General features: G+C 36.6%; 12 protein-coding genes. 4 read left to right on the top strand and 8 right to left on the bottom strand.

Annotated features, from left to right (window positions below; all coding sequences use genetic code 11):
* Positions 1-72 precede the first annotated feature (72 nt).
* From QWZ17_RS08695 to QWZ17_RS08670, 6 genes are all read right to left on the bottom strand, one after another.
* Complete coding sequence (locus QWZ17_RS08695; RefSeq protein WP_290304765.1) at positions 73-2,280, bottom strand: peptidase domain-containing ABC transporter; 2,208 nt, start codon at positions 2,278-2,280, stop codon at positions 73-75.
* Positions 2,270-3,577 (bottom strand): radical SAM/SPASM domain-containing protein, encoded by a 1,308-nt coding sequence (locus tag QWZ17_RS08690; protein WP_290304764.1) that lies wholly within the window; start codon positions 3,575-3,577, stop codon positions 2,270-2,272. Before QWZ17_RS08690 ends, QWZ17_RS08695 begins: the two co-directional genes overlap by 11 nt.
* 134 nt (positions 3,578-3,711) lie before the next feature.
* Entirely contained in the window at positions 3,712-3,918 is a 207-nt protein-coding gene (locus tag QWZ17_RS08685; protein WP_290304763.1) for a hypothetical protein, read from the bottom strand.
* 79 nt (positions 3,919-3,997) lie between these two features.
* Entirely contained in the window at positions 3,998-4,204 is a 207-nt protein-coding gene (locus QWZ17_RS08680) for a hypothetical protein (protein ID WP_290304762.1), read from the bottom strand.
* Positions 4,205-4,386: 182 nt separating this feature from the next.
* Positions 4,387-6,831 (bottom strand): outer membrane beta-barrel family protein, encoded by a 2,445-nt coding sequence (locus QWZ17_RS08675; protein ID WP_290304761.1) that lies wholly within the window; start codon positions 6,829-6,831, stop codon positions 4,387-4,389.
* A 563-nt stretch (positions 6,832-7,394) separates the two neighbouring features.
* Complete coding sequence (locus QWZ17_RS08670; protein ID WP_290304760.1) at positions 7,395-8,132, bottom strand: LytR/AlgR family response regulator transcription factor; 738 nt, start codon at positions 8,130-8,132, stop codon at positions 7,395-7,397.
* Positions 8,133-8,539: 407 nt separating this feature from the next.
* Here QWZ17_RS08670 and QWZ17_RS08665 point away from each other — a divergent pair, with 407 nt between their 5' ends.
* Positions 8,540-9,289 carry a LytR/AlgR family response regulator transcription factor gene (locus QWZ17_RS08665; RefSeq protein ID WP_290304758.1) on the top strand — a complete coding sequence of 250 codons (750 nt, stop codon included), beginning with the start codon at positions 8,540-8,542 and terminating at the stop codon, positions 9,287-9,289.
* 6 nt (positions 9,290-9,295) lie between these two features.
* Here the strand turns inward: QWZ17_RS08665 and QWZ17_RS08660 are convergent, their stop codons facing one another.
* The gene (locus QWZ17_RS08660; protein WP_290304757.1) at positions 9,296-9,457 is read right to left on the bottom strand and encodes a hypothetical protein; all 162 of its coding nucleotides are present in this window, start codon (positions 9,455-9,457) and stop codon (positions 9,296-9,298) included.
* An 18-nt stretch (positions 9,458-9,475) separates the two neighbouring features.
* Here QWZ17_RS08660 and QWZ17_RS08655 point away from each other — a divergent pair, with 18 nt between their 5' ends.
* Entirely contained in the window at positions 9,476-10,648 is a 1,173-nt protein-coding gene (locus tag QWZ17_RS08655) for a sensor histidine kinase (RefSeq protein ID WP_290304756.1), read from the top strand.
* On the opposite strand, the gene QWZ17_RS08650 is transcribed toward QWZ17_RS08655, so the two are convergent.
* Positions 10,584-13,424, bottom strand: a complete 2,841-nt coding sequence (locus QWZ17_RS08650) for a lantibiotic dehydratase (protein WP_290304755.1) — start codon at positions 13,422-13,424, stop codon at positions 10,584-10,586. The genes QWZ17_RS08655 and QWZ17_RS08650 overlap by 65 nt on opposite strands.
* A 429-nt stretch (positions 13,425-13,853) precedes the next feature.
* Here QWZ17_RS08650 and QWZ17_RS08645 point away from each other — a divergent pair, with 429 nt between their 5' ends.
* Both QWZ17_RS08645 and QWZ17_RS08640 read left to right on the top strand, forming a co-directional pair.
* Complete coding sequence (locus QWZ17_RS08645; protein WP_290304754.1) at positions 13,854-14,060, top strand: hypothetical protein; 207 nt, start codon at positions 13,854-13,856, stop codon at positions 14,058-14,060.
* A 235-nt stretch (positions 14,061-14,295) separates the two neighbouring features.
* The gene (locus QWZ17_RS08640) at positions 14,296-16,701 is read left to right on the top strand and encodes an outer membrane beta-barrel protein (RefSeq protein ID WP_290304753.1); all 2,406 of its coding nucleotides are present in this window, start codon (positions 14,296-14,298) and stop codon (positions 16,699-16,701) included.
* Positions 16,702-16,742 lie beyond the last annotated feature (41 nt).

Below are 16,742 nucleotides of genomic sequence, written 5' to 3'. Positions count from 1 at the left end.
AAGATGAACCATAAAAGGTAAGTTACAAAAAACGACTCCGGTTTACTTACTAAATGACGTTTGCCGGTATATTTAATTCCCCAGTTCCAATTGATTTTTTACCAGTTTGAAGTATTTTCCTTTTTTTGTAGTCAAATCTTCGTGTTTTCCAATTTCTGTTATTCGGCCATTTTCTAACACTATTATCTGATCTGCATTTTTTACAGTGCTAAGCCGGTGAGCTATAATTACAACGGTTTTGTTTGTAAAAAAGAGCCTTAAATTATCTATTATTTCTTTTTCGTTATTGGCATCCAATGAACTGGTTGCTTCATCCAAAAATATAAATTGTGGGTTTTTATAAACCGCCCTGGCTATTAGCAACCTTTGTTTTTGTCCGCCGCTTAATTCAATGCCCACATTCCCCACTTTGGTGTTATAGCCCATTGGCAGCTGAGTGATAAATTCATGTAGGCATGCCACCCTTGCCGCGTGAAATAGCCGGTCGGTATCAATAACCTCGTCGGCAATGGCAATATTTTGTGCAATTGTGGTTGCAAATATATGCCCGTCCTGGAGTACAGTTCCACACTGTTTTCGCCATTCATCACTGTCAACATCATTTAAGTTACGATCATTTAATTTTATTTCGCCTTCCGTAACGTTGTAGTACGAAAGTAAAAGCTTTAACAAGGTTGTTTTTCCGCTACCGCTTGGCCCAACAATGGCTGTAACGGTGTTTTTCTTTATTTTTATAGAAATGTCGTTAAGAACAAATGAATTAAAGCTGCCTGGGTATTTAAACGAAATATTATCAATATCCAATAGCGTAATTTCTTGTGGGAGCGGTGCACTTGATGAGTTATTTTCGTCGGGTTCAGAGTATACGTCGTTAATCCTTTTCTGGGAGATGTCTGCATCCTGAGCATTTCGTATATTATTAACAAAATTCAATATAGGCACATTTAACTGCCCTAAAATGTAGGATACGCTTAAAAGTGTACCTATGGTCATTTGCCCTTTAATAATGAGGTAAGCGCAAATGGCAATGGAGAGCAATTCTTTGAGTTTAGAAATAAAGTTTGCCCCAATAATTTGGTACATATTCAAAAACAAGGATCTAAGTTCCAATCGGTTCAACTTTTCCTGAATTTTGATGAGTTTGTTTATAGACGTTTTTTGCGCCCCGCTTACTTTAATTTCGGGCATGTTCATAATAAACTCGTAAAGACTGTTACTATTCTCCGATTGCCTCAAAAATTTTGAATATTCTAAAATTGCTCTGATCCTTAAAAAAAAGGCAACCCAAAGAATAGATAATGAACTTAATATTAAAAAGCTGAAAAATATATATTTATTCAGATAAGCGAGAATAACACTAAAAACAACAAGGTTGAGGGCATTTAAAAAAAACTCCAAACCCTGCCATGTTAAAAAGGACTGAATTTTACTTTGATCATTCAGTCTCTGTAGCGTATCGGAATTAAGCCGCGTATCAAAATAACTGATAGGCAGCTTCATTAATTTAAAAAGAAAACTTTCTTTTAGTGTGATAGATAGGTTAAAGTTTAGCCTGGTGAGAATTAGATCGCTAAATAGTTGAGATAAAAAGTTACCCAAAAACAATGCGAACTGTGCAAATAACAATAGCCAAACCATGTTTAACGACTTGCCAATAATTCCCCGGTCAATTGTTTTTTGAAAAATTATTGGCAATAGCCAGTTAAATACAAGCCCTGTTAAAAGCAGGGTGATTGAAGCCAGGTATTTAAATTTTTGCTTTTTTACAAAAGAAAGGATGTTAAGGATATACGCCGACTGTAACAAATTTGATTTTGGCTTATCAATAACCACCGGGGGGCTTTCTCCCGGCTCAATAAGAATAGCTATCCCTTTAGGATTAGTCCCCATCCACTCCTGGATCACGGTGTCTGAGTCAATCTTTATTTTGCCGTATCCTGGATCTGCTAAATAGTACTTTATAGTTCCATTCTTTTGCTTCTCTATTTTGTATAGCACAACAAAATGGTCCTGTTTCCAAAAAAGAATAATGGGTAATTCAACTTCCTCCAATTCTTCTAAGGTTAGCTTTACGCCAGAGGGCTCAAGCCCTATTTTTCTGGCTCCGTTAATGATATCCTGAACGGATACCCCCATCCTGGTTATAGAGCATACGGTTTTAACCTGCTTAACAGAAAGTTTCCTTTTATAATGCCAGGAAACCATTGCCAGGCAGGCAGGCCCGCAATCTATGCTTTCTAACTGATAGAAAAATTTAAATGGTCGGTTTTTAATTGGCATTGACAATTTCCTCAACTTTAGCCTTTACGATGCGCATTTTTTCATTGAAATCTCCCGAGTGCACGCAATACTCCTCTCTATCCATGTGTTCAAACGCATGTTGAGAGCAGCCTCCGTTACAAATAGGCAAAATTGGGCAGGTTAAGCACGGCTTGTTTTTAAATTTGGAATTCATCCTTTTTTCAAGGTACCCATTTTCCCAAATCAACTCGCCCTCCTCGCTTAAATAGCCAGCACGCGCAACAGTTGTAAAGTCCCTGGCAGTACATTTGAACAAGTCGCCATTATAGTTAATTACAGCGCTATTTCTTTTGTCTGCATAGCATGATTCAACAACATTATTGGGTACATAGGTGCTTGAAACATTTAATCCATCGGTTCTCATCTGATCAATGTTATCACCTACAACAAGGTAAGTATTGTCAATTTTGTCATCCTGCCAAACCCTGTGAAAATCAATCAGCAACAAATTGTCTTTAATTTCTGCCGGAATATCACTGAATTCGGCGCCAATTTTATGAGTATCCTCTATATTGTTTTCAGTGTAATTTATCCGCAGCCGAACATAAAATCCATTCATCAACAGTAATTTGATGTTGGTAATTATTGTTTCGTACGATCCCTTAGACGCGCTTACGTACCTAACCAAATCGTGTTTTTCCCGGTATCCATCCAATGTGATCTGTAAACTACAGCTCAGGTTTCTTTCTTTAAAAAACGAAATAAACTCATCGTTAATCAAATACCCGTTTGTAGTAAAAGAGATGGATGTACTGATGTTGTTTGCTGTACATTGCTTAGCATAGTTTTCTATAATTGGAACAACATCTTTTTTAAAGTACAAAAGCGGTTCGCCACCAAAAAACGAGAGCGCGAAAAATTGCATCTCTTCTTTTGAGGCCGTGGCAGTTACAAACTTATTAATTTTTGCCACCATATGTTCATCCAGCATAGATCCCTTAACGTGGGTTTCATAACAGTACCAGCACTTAAAGTTACAGTTCATGCTTGGGTTTATGGTTAACAGGTAGGTATTAGTGTTATTATCAACTTTTGCAACCAACTGCTTAACTAAATCCACCTCATCGGTATCATCGGCCGTTATGAAGCTTTCGGAGCTTAAATAATCGTAAAAAGTGGGGTGGATGCTTTGTAAGTTGTCAACGCCTTCATTAACCGCTGCGGCTAATAAATCTTTGAGCGTTTCTTCAAGGAAAATTACTTTTTGAGAAAACGCGTTGTATAACGCAAACTTATCGTCAAAAGGAACGACAGAATTAAATTGACTGTATTTCATGGTTGTTTTAGTAGAATTTAATTAATAATTGCAATACGTGCCGGCCTAAACAGGTCTTTATGATAAACGCGTTTTTTAGCCGGCTACCTTCTCTTTACCGTAATGTGTATAGAATTTATTTGTTGCCCAATTAATTATTTGTCGGGGACACCACAATAATTACAATTCATACCCTGGCAGTTGTTTGACGGGCAAACGTTGGTAGAGGTTAAATTTCCGCCAAGCATCTTTATTGCAGATGAAGAAAGTGACGCTGCCGAAAAGCCACTTACCAGGAACCCGTTGGAATCTTCAGATAATAGATCAAATTCAGCCTTTGATTTAGTTTTATTTAAAATCATAATTCAATAATAAATGGTAATTGAAAAGTTGCTAAAGCGCCTCAAAGGCGCTTTAGCATAATTTAGCTCATGGGTTTAATTAGGCAGTCTTAGCTCCGCAACCTGCAACGCAGTTACCACCGGCGCAGTTTGTGTTTTTAGGGCATGAAAGATTGGCCTCAATTGGAACAAGCCCACCTGTTGCGGTGTTTGAAGACAATGAAGTAGAAAATCCACTTACCAGGAAACCGTCTGATGTTTCTGAAAGGGCCTCAAATTGACGTAGGTTTTTAATTTGTTTTTTCATGATTTTATGTATTTATTTTTAGTTGATTTTTTAATTGATATTAATACGATTTAGGTTTGGGTTAACCCTTTTCAAGGCCGCTTCCTGGAAGCGCCATGATAGTTGTTATGGTTTTTTTGACTTATAATTTATTTTCCTACTTTGTTTATTATGGGCTTTTCGGTTTGGCCCTTTATTGTTGTTTATTGACCGGTCCTGTTTTTTAATTCATCATTAGCTATGCTATGATCCCTGTTTTGTTTAAGATTGGGGTTGCCAAATTTGAACCGCAATACCAGAGTAAAACTTTGGGTGTAGCTATTGGTGACGATGTAATTGTTTGCAAGCAGGGCATTAGGTGTAAAATAATTTTTGCTGATCGCGTTGCCCTTATAAATGTCATTTGCAAAAAATAATATAGATACCTTTTTGCTAAGCACTTTTTTTATTCCGAGATCAAGATGGGAGTTGGCGTTTATTTTACGGCTGCCAATATCGGCCTGTTTGCTAACATAGGTAAAGGTGGCAAACCCGGTTACATGAGCCGCTTTTGAAATGTATACAGTATTATCGAAATAGAAATTATAGCTAAAATTGTTTAGCGCAAAAGATACTTCGGGAATTTTACTGTGATACATCGAATAGTCGAGCGAAGTTGATAGCTGGCTATCCCACACATCCTTTATCAATGGTAAAGTTGTGTTAAAAGTAAAATCAAAACTCTTCGCGGTGCCATAATTTAGTGTAGTACTCTTTAGTATGGTGTTGCTATTTAAATTTACCGGGATAGTAAAATTGTTGTAAGCATGATCAATTAAGGTGTAGTCTAATAAAAAATTAAATCTGCTCTTGTAGGTATAGGTAAGTTCTCCGTTGTAATACAACATGGGTTGTAAAAATGGATTGTTTTGGTTGTAATAATTGGGGGTGTAATAGGTAATACCCGGGAACAAGCTTTCAATTCCGGGCCGTGAGATTTTTTTTGACAAACTTAACCCGAATTGGTTTTGCTGATTTTGAGCGTAACTTAATGAAAGGCTTGGGAACAAATTAAAATAATTGGTATCCAAAGCCATATTATTGGCTGAAAAATGATCATTACTTACAGAGGATTTATAACGGGTGTTTTCAAACCGCAACCCTATAGAAGCGCTCACTTTTTTACTCAAATCGGCATTCAGGCTTAAATAGGCCGCCGCATAAATTTCTTTATACTTATAGTTGTTAGTGAGCAGGCTATCGGTAACTAACGAATTACTGTTATAATCAAAGTTTTTATAGTTTAGGTTATTTGTTACATGCGTATCGCTGTATTGTATCCCGGCACTAATCTTGGTTGAATGACTTATGGGTTGTCCATATTCTAATTTTTCAGACAAGTTGAAAAAGTTCTGCGGCAGGTAGTTTTTATACCTTCCGGTTTCCTTCAAAAAATCACCACTTGTAGTTAAGCGATTGAAGCTACCCTCATAAGTGTTTTTTTGAGTAAACTGGTTATAGTCCACATTGGCATCTAAATATTTTTGACCTCCCGAGTGACCAAAAACTTTGTGATAATTAACATTGCCAAAATTGTATAAGTAACTATCCTTGCCTTTATATGGGGCACTTAGTAATGAATCTGCACTACTTTTTCCGGTGCTGGAGAAAGCGGTAGTTGTGCCGGTAGTGGAATGGCCGTTAACGTTTGATATCCACCCCTTGTAGCTTATATTATTGGTGCTGTCAATATCATAGTCAAAATTTACTCCGCCTCCAGCAACAACGTACCTGCGGTAATTACTGGCGTCTAATTTTTGACTCGCTTCGTCCCTGTAATCAAGTACGTTTTGCCTTGTAGTGTAGTTGTAACTATCATTTAAAAAAGGAATAATTTGCAACGCTATTTTGCCTTTTCTATAGTTTACCGCGCCGTTAAGTACAGTGGTATTATAATTACTTTGCTGGCTTGTTATTGATAGGTTGCCCAACCAGCCCTCATAAAGCTGGCGTTTAATATTGATATTAATAATTCCTCCTGTCAAATTTGCTTCATACTCGCTCCCCGGGTTTGTGATTATTTCAACACTTTTAATATTTTCTGCAGGGAGGGCTTTAAGCATTTCCAAAATCATTTCTCTTGGCAACCGCGTTTTTTTGTTGTTGATATAAATAACCGTGCTATGCTTGTTAAGAATTGCTAACGTTTCGCTTTTTACATCATATTTAATTAGCGGCGTATGCTGCAATATATCCAGGCCGCTGCTTCCCTGGGCAAACAAACGCCCTGGCGTAAATACAAAGCGCCCCGCTTTTGCTATAAAGGTTGGTTCATTTGATGTTATTATAACATCGTTAAGCATATTTACCTTCCCTTTAATCCTAATGTTTATTGTTGTATCGCTCCTGAGGTATAAGGCTTGTAAATTGGGCTCGGAATTTAGGTAGCTAACCAAAAGACTATATTTTCCGGCTTTAACGCCCGAGAATTGATAGTGGCCTAAACTATCTGAGCTTGTAGCTTTCATTAAAACAGTATCTTTTATAAGTTCGATGGTGGCGTACTTTACCGGTGCCGCCACGTCATTAGTTATTTTTCCGGCAAGGGATATTTGACCGTATGAATAAATTGAAGAAAAAAGAAAAATGGCAGTGTAAAATAACCTCATAAAGTGATATGGTGTGTATATAGTATGGCAAGCATTCGGTTATGCATAGCGGTAAAAACAGCCTAACCAGGCTGATATTGCTACCTCATGATTTCAGAATAACTTACTATCTCGTATCTATGTTAACCTAAATTAACATTCGGCATTTAATGTTGGCTTGTGTTGTGTCCCGAATACCGACCTGTTTATCCCGAAAATTGGCAAATGCTCAAAAACTTAAGAATAGATGATTGCTAACACCAATATTTATCAGGTGCATAAAAGGGATATATCATGCATTAGCGCGATTTAGTTTAAGCACCGGCATAATGATGCATCGTAATAAATTTTAGGTGAGCCGGCTTTAGAATTGTGAAAATATTATGCGATGCTTCCCATAGAATATGAGATAATTAGACAGTTGTTGGAGGCATGATAAACACTTTAACCTAATGGCAAGATGCCGTATTATTAGCGGAGCGCCTTAAACGTTAGTTGCGCATAATTTAACCGCATTAATGTTTAGCTATTGATGCTGATGAGGTACTACAATACTTTTATAAGTAAAAAACAACAGGGCTTGTTTAGCTGCCAGATCTTCTGAATAATTTATTTGATACATAGTTTACAAATTCGGGGCGGTAGCTTTCACCAACCGTAAATGTGAGGTTATTCTGCATTTTAATAACATTACCTTCTATGTAGGAGATGCAGTCGGTAGAAATAATGAAAGCACGATGCAATTGTTTAAACTCCGGCCTATTTGCTATCAATGCTAAAACATCTTTAATAGTTAGGTAAGCAAGAATTGTTTTGGTATCGGCCAGGTGAATTTTAACGTAGTTATGTGAGCTTTCAAAAGCGATAACATCTTTATAGTTAACCTTTATAATTCTAAGATCTTCTTCCTTGTTTTTTACCAGGAAATAATCATCGTTTAAATTTAATGCAGGTTTTGGTGCAGATTCGTTTGGGAATAATCTTTTAACCGTAGTAGAAAATTTTGCAAAGGTAAATGGCTTTAAGAGAAAGGCATCGCCCTCGGCCTCGTATGCGTCTAACGCGTACTTGGAATGAGCTGTGGTGAAAATTAATTTCCGGGTTTTTGATCTTAAAGCTTTAGCCAATTCAATTCCAGACATGTTAGGCATGTCAACATCCATAAATAACAAATCAATGCTGTCATCTTCTTTTATTTCGTCCAAAGCCAATTCGGGCTTGTTGTATATACCAACTATATTGAGTTTGGGCAATAATTTGATGTATTTAGTTACAACCTCAACAGAAAACTGCTCGTCATCAATTATAATACAATTTAACATAGGTAATTAAGGTTATCTGTTTGGTGAGTTTACATGCCTTGTAAACAAAGTAAGCGAAAAAATTAAACAACTAACTATACGTTAAATTCGTCTGTCTGTTTCATTGAAATCTGAATTTAGCTGTAGGTTTATCTCATGGCATATATTATGCTTTAATAATATACTATAAAAATAAAAAGCGCTGGCAGTCATTTTTTTTCTGCTTCGCCGATCAATTTAATCGTAATAAATAATAATCACATCTTTTTTATTTCAAGAGGCGTATTTTCTACACGGAAAGGCATATTTTCTTTTATTTACAATCAATAATAACAAAAGCAAATTGATAATCATTAAACGCCTGCTTAAAAACAATCGTAATAGATGTAGTAGTTCGCCACTTTTAAATAATAAAACATAATTTTAATATGAATATTTATAAATGTATTATCATTGATGATGATCCCTTTGCTATTGAATGGTTGGAAAAATATATAAGCTTTGTGCCCAATTTAAGGTTAATTAAAAGTTACACCAATCCAATGGAAGCTTTGGTTGATTTATCTAACGGCGAAATGATGGATTTAATTTTGTTGGATATTGAAATGCCTGTTGTATCGGGAATTGAACTGTCACAGGAAATTAGGCAACGAGCCAGAAAAATAGTATTTTCAACAGCTTATAAAGAATACGGTTACCAGGCCTTTGAAGTTAACGCAGATGCTTATCTCCTTAAACCTTACACTTTATCCAAATTTGCGGGAACTATTGAGAAATTATTTTCGAAAGAAAATCATTCTGTAACAAAGAACAATGACGACTTTTTTTTTGTAAAGGATAAGTATGAAAGTTTAAAACTGATAAAAATAAACTACAGGGAAATTATAGCGGCCGAAAGTAAACAGAATTACGTTTTAATTCATACCCTTTCCAAAAAAGTATTAACTTATATGTCATTAACCGAAATTTCTAAAATACTAAACGAAAAGAAAAACTTTGTTCAATTTCAAAGAAGCTTTATAATTGGAAAAGATCACATTGAATCAATTGACGGTAACACCATAAAAATGGTTAATGAACTAAGAATTTCAGTTGGCGATTATTACAAAAAGGATTTTACCAGTTTTTTATCAGAAAAACTAATTAAGGCAGGGCGTAAGGGTAATGCCCTGCCTTAATGGTAATTACTCTCCAGAATTAAATAAGGAGGTTCTTATCGTTGTTAAAACAATGCTGGTGGTTGGGTCGCCGGCTGTTGTAACTGCTTCTGCAGAAGGTTTTGCCGATTTTTTAGGCGAATAAATAAAGAGCGTTGAGCTGTTGATTTTAAAATGTTTTTGTTTCATAGTTTTTTCTTTAAACTTATGAGCAAAATATATATCCTGAAAATGGTTTATATGAAACCCCCGTTTTCCTATTCAGAAGGAACTGTTAACATGAAAGAAATTATTAACGATCGATTTAATCAATATAAGCTTCACATTTTTTTGTGGGTAATTTTTATATTTTATGAAACTGTAGTTATAGGATTGATAATTGGCCAATTTGGAAATCCTTTAACCTATTTTTTTCATTACATACTCATTATTGCTCTTTTCTATTTTCACGCAGATATTGGCCTAACCTGGGGATTAAAAGGAGGGCTCAACTCCATTTGGAAAGTGCCTGTATTGATATTGGCAGAGACTACCATTTACATTGTAGTTAGTTATGGCATTGATGTATTGTTGGTTATTTTACATACCCTTAAACCAACGGTTAATCACTTAACAGTTGAATACGCCCTCACTAATTTGTACCGGTGTATATATTTCATGGGGTTTTCAACAGGATACTATTCTATTTTAAGGTATAGAACACGAACCAATGAACTTGAAAAGAACCGGCTTACCAATATTATTAATTTACAAAAGTCGGAGCAGGAATTGATCAAATCGCAGAATGCTTTTCTAAAAGCGCAGATCAATCCTCACTTCCTTTTCAATACATTGGATTTTATCTATCATAACATAGAATCGTCGTCGCAAACGGCGGCCGAGGCTGTAATTGTTTTATCAGAAATGATGCGATATGCAATAGACTCAGATAAAATGGGAGATTTTATCGCCCTGGGGGAGGAGATTGATCAGGTAGAAAATTTTGTTTATTTACAGCAGATGAGAACCAATTTTAATTTGTGTTTTAAACTCCTTTACGATGATGAAGTAAGAAACCTTAAGTTTATACCACTGGTTTTGTTAACTGTTGTTGAAAACATATTTAAACATGGAAGCTTACATAACATCGATGATGAAGCTACCGTTAGGGTATATGTAGAAAATGATACTTTTTTTATTGTTACCGATAATTTAATTAACAATAAACAGCAAAAACTAAATACACATATAGGGCTTAAAAATATTGAGAAAAGACTGGAGTATACATTTAACGGCAAGGTGAGCTTCGATTATTATATCTCTGATGAAAATCATTTTAAATTATGCATTTCGGTGCCTGTTCTGCACTTGAGAGCGCCCGACGGGCCATTAACGTCTTAAACAGAAAATGATATAATATAGCTTCATGAAGCCTCTGCTTTGAGTTGAATAGCCTGTTAATATGCATATGTATTAAATCGCCCAGGAGTTTATTTCTTTCGGCTTTACTGTTGCATGATTGGAATACCAGCGAAAGAATATTTTTCTGCTTTTTTGATAATATCTTTTTATTGGAAGGTTTACCGGAAATAAGGCGCGGCTTTAAAATTTTAAATTCATCATTTATTCGTTTAAAATCTTCCTGGCCAAAGCCAAATTCGGCGGTAAAACTTTCGGCTACATTTTTCGCAAATAATATGCGGGATTCTATATCGATAATATCGAAAGCAAGGTAGCTATCCATAAGTTGCAGCGTTGCAAAATATAGGTTGTTTGGAGATGTATCCTTGTCGAGCGCTGCCAGCACATGTTCACTATCTAAGAAAAAAAGGGTTTCGATATTTTCAATTCTGGCGGCGCCGTAACGATCAATTTCTTTAAAATAAGTTTTTATTTGAATATCTGACACAAGGCCAAGTTCACATTGCGGGCGTAAAAGCTGGTTTAGCGTTTTTATATAACTGTATCCCTGGTCTGGATCTCTTAATTGTAATCTTAAGCGTATGTGAGGCCTGGGATCATCGTACCTGATGAAAAACCATTTAAGTATATCATCGCTCGCATTATTTATAAGCAACCTCACCTGGTTCAGTAATATTTCATCTGCCCTAAGCGGATGGCAATAAATTTCAAAATAAAGCCAGTCGGCACCGGGGAAAGATGTTGCGGAAGTTTGTGCGTTTTTTTCGTTTTGCACCGGGTAGGGCCGGTATAACCTATTTAAATGATAATAATTTAAAATAAACTGAGCTTGATAAGGCTTGCTTAAGCTATCTTTTATCTCATTTTTAACGATAGAAACTAAGGCCTCTTCTATATAAATTTCGGTCCCGGCATTTTGCCTGCAAAAAAAGAGGAAAGCATTTACATCGGCCAGATCAGTAGGGTTGAAACATAAAGTTTGGTCGTTGTGCCCCGCTTTAAACATAAAGTTTATTTTATTTTCCGCTAACCAGTTGAGCACTCTTCTTTTCCAGCTTTCCCAATCTTCGTTTTTAAAAGGATTTGATATGGCATTTGGAATAAGCCATTTGGCTGGGCATACAATTATCGACTTATAAGTTACCCGGGGGTAATAAGCTAAACCAGGGAACGTTTGCTGCAATTTAAACGTAAGATCGGATTGGATTTGCTGGTGCTGTAAATCGCAAAAAAAACGGTACGCGGGAAGATCAGACCGGTGGTAATTATAGGCCGACGAAAGTCTTGGGAGCATCCTTTTGCCATATGTTTTGGATAAAAGTATTACCTCGGCTCCTCTAACCATTACCAATATATCGTCAAAATGAATAGCTTCGGCATTGGTCGACCACGTTAAAATAGGAACTTCATGGGTATAAAGATGTTTCCTGCGGTTGATATTATCAAATTGAGTTTCTCCCTGGTAAGCGATATCAAAAAACAGAATATCCGGATTTGCCTTTTGTTCGATATCAGCAATTTGTTTACCTAAAGCCTCTATTTCATTACCAGCAATAGAAAACCGGCCCAAAAGTGCGTTTGCAGTACAACCACCGGCGCATCCAATAACAGGCTGCCCCTCATAAATACTTATCAATACGCTGAGTGTATTGGGTAGTGGCAAATCGTCTGTTTTTTCTTTTTCAAGGTACTCTTCCAATTGTATTGGCTCGTTTTTCATTAAATTAGTTAATAAAAAGCGATGGAAATGGGTGTATGCTATTTTACTATCGGAGGTGTTATTTTTAGCTGCCGAATCAAGGAAATCCACTAATTTATTATCTGATTTTTGATCACCTAAATTTCCGTAGCCCACCCCAATTTCAACATCTAAAGCCAATGAGAGCGGAATGGTTTGCATATCAAACCTTTTTACAAAATCTTTCCTGAATTTAGTTAAATGGTTGTTTGACTGATGGCGTAAAACCTTTGATAAAAAACTGATCAATTGAGGTATTTCTTTTAAAACTTTACTGTTAAGCCCGCCATCCAAAACTTTCCGCTCCGAAATTATATATGGGTTTTGTAATGATGAAGGCTTGATTTTAATTCGGGAGAAGAAATCCTCTCCTGTAATATTAGGGTGTTGATCTGATAATATTAATTGCTGAGATAGCATTTGGGCAAGCAACGAGTTGGATTCTTTTAGCTTTAAGTTGTATTTGGATTGCATAATTTGATAAATAGCATCCTTGCTTTTCTTTTCGCTGCAATAGTTAATAATTGTATCCATCTCGGGAAAGCGACTTACACAGGCTACTTCGAATATGCCATTTTGAATACGGATGTACCGGTAGTGATTACCAACAGCGTATATGGTAGAATTAATAATAAAGGAGCCGGATAATAAAACCGTTGCATTAACATCATTAAGATGTTCCTCTTTGTGCGTCCAATTGGTAAACTGATGCCTAATCATTTTGGGATCAATCATTATTGGGGTATCGGCATCGTTACTTACTTTAAAAGTTGAAAAAGCGGCAAATGCCCCATAAGGTGTTGCCCTGAACCTGGCCCGGTTAAAGTATTTCCAAATTGAAAAATCTACTTTGTTGTCGAGGGTCTTAAAATCGGGAGGGGGTAAATTATTTATAACCTGATAAAAAGCGGGCGAAGATTCGGCTATAAGATCTTTTAAATTGTGCCATTTTTCTTCCAGCTTTTCTTCCGAACTAAAGGCCGGTGTTCTTCCAATTATAACAGGGAGTAATTGCATACTGTTAACATTATAAATCATATGTTAAAAAAAACACAAGCCATCCTTATTTTAAAAAACATTATGCATAACCAGCAGTATTCGGGCTAAAAGAATAAAAAAACAGGATTTCGAAAAAAGACAAACTATCGATTTTGGGTATTGCTTTTATTGAAATATTTGGCAGCGGTATAATCAAGGGGTGGTTTTTAAATCATATGATAAGTAAAGTCAATAGGAGCAATCCGCATAATATTATTCTTTCTATAAATATGCTTTTATTTTCGGGATGGAAAGGTTGGTTTTCGGGATACAAACACTGGTTGTTTTGACTTGATTAAAAATACACTTAGTATTTTAGACAAACGCTCTCCTTATTATTTTACATGAGTGATTTATGATTTTGATAAGTAAAGCCAATACGCTTAATAACCTAACCAAATAATTAACATGAAAAAAAATCAACTCATTGCATCTGACGTTAAAGGTAAATCTATTCTTCAAAGTGCTTTACAGTCTTCAGAAAACGAACAATTAGACTTGTATAAAGCTATTTTTGGAGGAACCGGTACAGACTGCCCTATTGTAGCGGTGGCTAATTCGGAAGATAGGGCAACAGCCTATGATAAAACCGATCACGAATTTTTGCGGGTTTAAACAACTTAAAAAGATAGCCGGCGCTCTTTGGGGTAACCCTGCCGGAGGCGCCGGCTATCTGCTTATTATTTAATGGTTTGATAGAATTGCTGCCCGAAATATTCACACATTTTAAGAGAATATATTTCCTGTATAGTTAACCCTACCAAATATTCGTCGCTGCCTTATTATTTTATGAGTAAGAGTCATCATTGATGGAGCCTTTTTCATAATATTAAAGGTAAATTATATCTACATGCTTAAACTACCTCTAACTGTAATTCTGTTATTTATTTCTCAAATTTTAATTGCTCAGATAACCATCAGCGGCAAAATTACAGACCATACTCAAAAGGCCCTGCCTTATGCAACCATTGGCTTGCTACAAAATAACAGCAGGGTAAACAATGCTGTTTCAGATAGCAATGGCAATTACCGGTTCAGGAATATAAAAGCTGGCATATATACCTTAAATTATAAATCACTGGCATATCGGGATACCTTTTTCAAAGTATCTATTCATGCCGATACTACAATTAATGTACATCTGAAATCCTCACAGATGCTATCGGAGGTAGTGATAAGGGCTAAAAAGCCCATATTTCAACGCGAACTGGACCGGTTTCGGTTTAATGTAGCTGAAACGGATTTAGCTATTGGCAATAATATATGGGATGTACTGGAAAAGACTCCTTTGGTTACCGCTACAGAAGATGGTTCGGTACAAATTAGCGGTACAACCGGGGCCATCGTATATATTAACAACAAAAAGAAGGTGCTTACCGGCTCGGCGTTAAAATCATACCTCAGCGGTTTGCCTTCTGATAACCTTGAAGCCATAGAAGTTATTACCACGCCGCCAAGCCAGTATGAAGCTGAGGGCGGTGCGGGTATCATCAATATTGTGACTAAGAAAAATAAAGAAGAAGGATTGATTGGCGATGTTTCGCTTAGCACGCGGCAAACTGCCGTCAACTCAGAGGCCGGGAGTATTTATCTTAACGAACGATCCGGAAGCTGGAATGTTTATTCAACAGTTTACATGGGTAATCGGAGCCGAAAGCCGGTAACCAACAGGGATATTTTTTTCCCTGCACAATCTTCAACCTCCATTATTCAGCGTACCATACATTCTGACAACCAGTATCAGGAACTTTATCCGGGAGCCAGCGTAGGTGCAGATTACCAGGTTAACAAGAAAAATGTTATCGGATTGTTGTTTGACTACACTGGCAATTGGCACAAAGAAACCCGAAACGCAACCAGTCGTGATTTTTATAGTGGTTTGGATTCTTTGTCAAAAACAAATAATAAGGATAATATCAATTCCCAAACTTACGCGCTGAATATTAATTATGAGGGAAAGCTCGATTCTTCGGGAAAAACGCTAAGTGTAGATTATGATGCTTTGGCCTACCGGTCAAAATATAACTCTAACAGCAATACCACACAACTGGATGCCCTAACAGGCGATGAACTGTATAACGTTAGCACATTTAGAACGGCATCGCCACAAAATATTGATAACCAATCTATAAAAGCAGATTTTGACTGGCCCGTTAGCAAAAAAGGTTACCTAAGCTTTGGTGCAAAGTCATCTTTTTCAAAGATCAGGAATACCTTTCTTTTTGAAAACCAGCTTCCGGATAACGGTTGGATAGCAGATGCTGATAAGAGTAATAATTTTCGCTACCAGGAAAATATAAATTCATTTTATGGGAATTTTAGTTACAAGATGAGTGCCGTATGGTCCTACCAATTGGGTATCCGTTTGGAAAACACCGTAGCCAAAGGATGGCTGGAAGAACAAAAGGTGATTAACAGGAACTATACCAATATTTTTCCAACAGCTTTTTTAAAGTTTACTACCAAAAAGAAGGGTTCATATGTATTAGCAGTAACCAGCAGGATAACACGACCGGGTTATTGGGATTTAAACCCTTTCCGTACTTACACTACCGATCAGGCATACTTTGCCGGAAATCCGTATTTGAACCCTGTAAAATACTACCGGCAGGAATTAAGCCATAGTTTGAATGGCAAGCTTGGATCGCTAACCCTGCAAATAGCCGCAAGTCAAACTATAGGCGAAATTTATGCTCTTCCTTATAGTTCGGGAGATACTATTATCAACAGAAAAACCAACTATGGTAACAGATATGGTTACTCCACCACGGCAAGTTACAATAATCAGTTCAACGCCTGGTGGCGTTTCTCCGGAACGGTTGTGGCTGGGTATGTGCTTACCCGGGGCGAATACGCAAATGACATTCTGATTAATAATAATACGTTGCAGCTGATCCTGTCAACCAATCAAACTTTTACCATTTCAAAAAAAGCGGGTTTAAGCAGTACATTAATTGTTAGCAACTCGTTTCCCGGCACTATTGTAAATACCCGTATTGGCAACCGATTGGAGACTGAAATAAGACTGAGAAAAAAAGCAGGCCCGTTCAATATTACTTTATCCGCTCAGGATCTTTTGAAGAGTAACAAGGATCGCTACAATTATATGCTTGGCGAATTACATATCAAAGACAACTATTATAATGATACGCGCAGCGTTGCCTTAGCACTTACCTATAGTTTTGGCAAGCAAACAGTGAAAGATAAACGAGACCGCGATACAGGTTCGCAGGATGTTAAAGGCAGATTGATGTAAGGGATTTGTTTTTCTGCGTCTCAGAAATAACAGGGGTAATT

Source organism: Mucilaginibacter flavus (genome assembly GCF_030409315.1).
Taxonomy (GTDB): domain Bacteria; phylum Bacteroidota; class Bacteroidia; order Sphingobacteriales; family Sphingobacteriaceae; genus Mucilaginibacter; species Mucilaginibacter flavus.
The sequence above is the reverse complement of the archived record's forward strand: the minus strand, read 5'-3'. Positions and strand labels throughout refer to the sequence as shown.